Source organism: Tissierellales bacterium, assembly GCA_025210965.1.
Classification (GTDB): domain Bacteria; phylum Bacillota; class Clostridia; order Tissierellales; family JAOAQY01; genus JAOAQY01.
The window spans coordinates 1-3,248 of sequence record JAOAQY010000235.1 but is presented as its reverse complement, the minus strand read 5'-3'; the positions used below and the strand labels follow the sequence as shown (position 1 = coordinate 3,248).

The following is a 3,248-nucleotide window of genomic DNA, read 5'->3' as shown; positions in this document are numbered from 1 at the left end:
TCAGATAAGCGATCACGTGGAACGTCGATTTCAACATCTCCATATTTGGAGCGTAAGTTTTTAGAACGTTTTCCATTTCTAGAATTATAAGTTTCTTTATTTTTGTAATCATATTTGCTGTAGCCAAGCTCGTCTTCAAGCATTTCTTCAATAATATCTTTGAATTGAGCTTTAAGTAAATCTTGAATATCAGAAATATCAGTAAGCTGTCCTTTTTTCATTAACTTTCTTAATTCTTTTTTATCTAATAACTACATAGTGGTGTATCCCTCCTCATAATATTATTTTATATTATTTCAGAAGTTTACACCACTTATTATATACTCTCTAAAAACCTCTACAATATTTTAAACTAAGGGTTGTAGAGGCTTTTATATTTATGATGATATTAAAGATTTATCATCACTGTATTTCATAAAGTCATAGGCACAAAGTATTCTACGATATTGTGTAGATTGTTTGTCGATGTAACTTCTTAAATAGTTTTCAACATCCAACAATTCTAAAGAATCAGCTAAAATACAATGTATAATTGCATTAGGTTTTTTTGTTGGAGCTATACTAGTATCTGATTCTATATCTGAAATTGTTTTATGTGAACACATACAATTTTTGTGCATGGTATCTTTTATATTTAGCAATTTAGTCTTTTGTTGTTTCATTAACCGTTCTTTGGTTGAAATGGTAGGGTTAATTTTTGAAAAAGCATATATAGGGAAAAATTGACCTTTTTGAATGCGATGTTTTTCAATTAATTTTAACAATTGTACGTTGTCTTCTTCAATTATTTTAAAATAGTTTTCCATCATTTCTCCAGAGGTTTGATAGTCGTATGTAATGCTGTTTATGTTTCCGATTGCTAGTATTTTTTGATCGTTTTTTAACTTATCTATATCATTTGTTATATGAACTTGTATAGATCCACCTTCATATATATCTTTAACGATAGTTTGAACTTTGCGTACATCCATAGCAGAAACTGGGAGCTGTAGTGAAGCTATGGAATTATAGAGTTCTGTAAAGTTATCAGTTTTAATTTTATTAACACGTATCGTGGATATGCCATCTAGAATAATATCATGGTCATGTACTTCAACATTACTGGATCCTGCATCGTATTCAACTAATAGAAAATTAGATTTAATTTTCTCAGCTATAGATGAGTTGGGGGGAACATATGTAAAGATGGTTTTTAATAGTTTCTGAATGTTTTCGTCACCAACTTTATACCCAATGAAAATAATAGGATTATGAATAAATAGAGAAAGTAACTGTGCTTTAATAAGTTCATATTTTTCATCAAATAGATTGTAGTCTTTTTCGGTAATAATTATTTTATCAGGCTCGGTTACACAACCATGTATTTTATAAATTGATCCGTATGGATTACTTAGAAGTATATTGTTACCAATAAGAGGATTGAATTCAAAGATATTTTCTATTAATTCATCGTAGTTAGTTGTTATAATAGAACCTATATTTTTTCTAACTTTTTTTAACGCCACAACTTCTTCTTTCATATTTTCTTTAAAATTTAATGTCTTAAAAAGTGATGCAATATATATTTTGAACCTGCTAGTATTTATTTCTTCTTCTTTCATTTTTCTATAAAATTCATCGTTTATTGATTTGAAACGTCCGTCTCTGTTTTTAGGAAGGGATAAATGATCATTAAATTTTTGTTCTAATGCACTAGCTATTTTTTCATATGAATAAGAACCATCATGATTTTGAGAATTAGATTTTAAATCAAGAAAATTCTCTTCGTTTTGGGTTAGCTCATAAGAAATATATTTTAAAAGACTATCCCAAGTGTATGTATTAGAGAGATAACGTAAACTGAAGCCTGCACCAATAAAAAGAACAGGGTGGTTATTATAATTTTTTATAAATGAATTTATATCCATAAAGATAACTCCTTTCTTTAACGGCTACGCACACAATTTATTTAGTGAATAGCGACTAAGCTCATTGTCAATCCATAATATTATGTTTGATATATATTAATATTCTCAAGAGATTTTTTCTGATTCACCATATTTTTTATTAGATATTCTCTTTCAATATCAATTGAATTATTTTTAATTAAAATAATATATGAATAATTTTTTTAGTTTGATAAAGTAGGTTTATAAGATAATGAAATCTAGTTTCTGTTTTCGTAATTCTGCGTTTTGCTTATACTTTTTGATTTTTTAACTAATAGCTAAATTTTAGATTCAAATTTAAATAAGTCTTTGATTAAATTATACAAGAGATATAAGAAAATGCAATAATATTAGTCAAAAAAGTATTTATTGGAATCTAAGAAAAAGGTAATTTCAAGGGAAATTTTATAGGATAGAATATGGGAAAGTATATAATGTCAGTTTATATTGAAGTATATGTCAACTGTTATGGATGTTTCAAGAGGGAGCTAGGAATTTATGAGAAAGGATTAATATTTTAATAGACGAGAGGCATTGGGAGATAATTGAGTGTAAAGTTGTGATCGTTAATACTAAGTAATATTGAAAAAAGTAAAAGAGGAAAATAAGATACTCAATGATATCATTGGTCATAAAAGTAACTGTTCAAAATAAACTGTTGAAAATTTTAACATGATACGGGTATTTAAAGAAAAAATAGAACATATTGCAATTTGGTCAAAGGACATAGAGCGGTTAAAAGATTTTTATATTAAGTATTTTAGAGCAAAGGCTAATGATGGGTATCATAATAAAACCAAGGGATTTAGATCATATTTTTTAAGTTTTGATGATGGAAGTAGACTTGAGATAATGAATATGGATGGCATTTTAGAGATTGAAAAATCTGATAGTCAATATTTAGGATATAGTCACTTAGCTATGAATGTAGGTACGAAGGATGATGTTATAGAATTGACTGAGAGGATAAGGTGTGATGGTTATGAAGTTGTAGGTGAGCCTAGAACTACAGGAGATGGATATTTTGAAAGTGTAATATTAGATCCAGATGGAAACCGAATTGAAATTACATGCTGATATAAGTTGTAGAAACTGATTATAGTGATCTAGAGTATAATTCCTCTATGGCTAATTTTGCATATATCCTAGTCATACCGTATTTTTCTATGATATAATTAGTTTGGATAAATTTAAGGTGGTGACGGCATGAAAAGGATAAAAGTTGAATCAGCAGAGGACGGCATGATTTTGGGTAGAGATGTCCTTTCAGCAGATCGGGAAAGCGTTCTTATGACGCGAAACACTGTATTAGATGAGATA

At 28.1% G+C, this 3,248-nt stretch carries 2 protein-coding genes and 1 pseudogene; 1 reads left to right on the top strand and 2 read right to left on the bottom strand.

The genetic code is table 11. From position 1 onward, the window contains the following. Both N4A40_16670 and N4A40_16665 read right to left on the bottom strand, forming a co-directional pair. Nucleotides 1-140: pseudogene (locus tag N4A40_16670) on the bottom strand (transposase). A gap of 237 nt (nt 141-377) precedes the next feature. After that, nucleotides 378-1,907: an SIR2 family protein gene (locus N4A40_16665; GenBank protein ID MCT4663488.1), complete on the bottom strand. Its 1,530-nt coding sequence runs from the start codon at nt 1,905-1,907 to the stop codon at nt 378-380. A gap of 693 nt (nt 1,908-2,600) precedes the next feature. Between N4A40_16665 and N4A40_16660 the strand changes: the two genes are divergently transcribed. Continuing rightward, on the top strand, nt 2,601-3,005 hold the full coding sequence (locus N4A40_16660; GenBank protein MCT4663487.1) for a VOC family protein: 405 nt from the start codon (nt 2,601-2,603) through the stop codon (nt 3,003-3,005). Nucleotides 3,006-3,248 lie beyond the last annotated feature (243 nt).